Source organism: Candidatus Infernicultor aquiphilus (genome assembly GCF_002784285.1).
Taxonomy (GTDB): Bacteria; Atribacterota; Phoenicimicrobiia; order Phoenicimicrobiales; family Phoenicimicrobiaceae; genus Infernicultor; species Infernicultor aquiphilus.
Window position 1 is genome coordinate 1 of sequence record NZ_PFKO01000298.1, and the last position, 1,357, is coordinate 1,357.

The following is a 1,357-nucleotide window of genomic DNA, read 5'->3' on the forward strand; positions in this document are numbered from 1 at the left end:
TCCATAAAGAGTATCTATTTTATGATCTCTTGTTCTGGAGTAGACCCGGGAACAATTATATCCGATATGGGTAATATCTCTTTTTATCTCTTCAAGGTCTTCTGATTTTCCATAAAAGCTAGTTGCACCTTTCCCTTTTTTATTGGCAAAATGAATATTTCCATCTCCGAATACATATCCCATAATCTTTAAGATGTAAGGCAATTGTGGAGAATTGTATCTTAAAGGTAGTAATCCTCTCTTCTTTAAATGTGATAGAATCTGATTTAATCCATTCCCATTATTTCCTTTCCCTAATTTTAAAAGTAATTCTTTTATCTTCTCTTCATTAAGTATAATCTCGCTGCTCGATTCTTCATAGGGAACCCCCTCGAAGGGATAAATAGCTAATTCATCTCCTACTTTCAGTTTATTTAAAGGAATCATCCCATCTTTAGTATAAAAAGGATGGTCTTCGGTGGCAGTAATCGTTTTACCAGTTTTAGTGGTTATTTTATAAACTTCATTATCGGGAAATTTTTTAAAAAAATTAATAATTTTACTATTGATTAAATCTTCTTTTTCAAAATCAAAACAGCTTATCTTTTCTTCTAACCATATTTTTTCAAATTCTTTAATTTTTAGAGTATAACCAAGAGGATGTAAAATTAAAGCATCTGAGGAAAGACAATTTATATCAAAACCAATTCCTCCAGGGGAGATAATTCCATTATCTAGAGTAGTAGCCGCTACCCCCCCCACACAAAAACCGTACCCCCAGTGAATATCTGGCATAGCTAATGAATGCCCCACAATTCCCGGGAGAAAAGCTACATTGGCCACCTGTTCTAGAGCCTGGTCCTGGCGTATTTTTTCTAATAAATTTGAAGAGGCATAAATCAGACCAGGAACTCTCATCCCAGAGTTATAACTTTTGGGAATTTCCCAGCGATAATCATCTATCTTATTTAAAGGTCCATCCCAAGATTCTTTCATATTAATCTCCTCCTTTTGTATGGATAATTACACAGATTTAAAATACGGATTACTCAGGTTGATATAATAAAATATAAGAAACGGTTGAATTCTTTTTTAATAAAGTCTTATTTTCGTAAGGATGTGTTGTATTAATATTTTTCATTAGCGGGTTCGATGAATCGAACCCCTACATTTGGCTCCTTTGCTTATCACTAATCACTCATTACTTATTACTTGTTATGGTTAGATATCAAAAATTACTTGAGCACTCCAGAGTCCGCTTTCCTCATCTTTTTTGATTTCTAAACCATGATAAGTAACTGCTTTTACCTCTCTTTTTATTCTAATAGAAAGATGGTTGATTTTCGTTCCTCCAACTTCTGCTTTAATCTGAACATCA

General features: G+C 33.2%; 2 protein-coding genes. Both read right to left on the bottom strand.

Annotated elements, in window-relative coordinates; all coding sequences use genetic code 11:
• The coding region (locus tag COZ07_RS08255) for an RtcB family protein (protein ID WP_406608089.1) at positions 1-975 on the bottom strand (975 nt) is incomplete at its 3' end.
• Between the two features lie 225 nt (positions 976-1,200).
• On the bottom strand, positions 1,201-1,357 hold a 157-nt coding region (locus COZ07_RS08260; protein ID WP_406608090.1), incomplete at its 5' end, for an archease.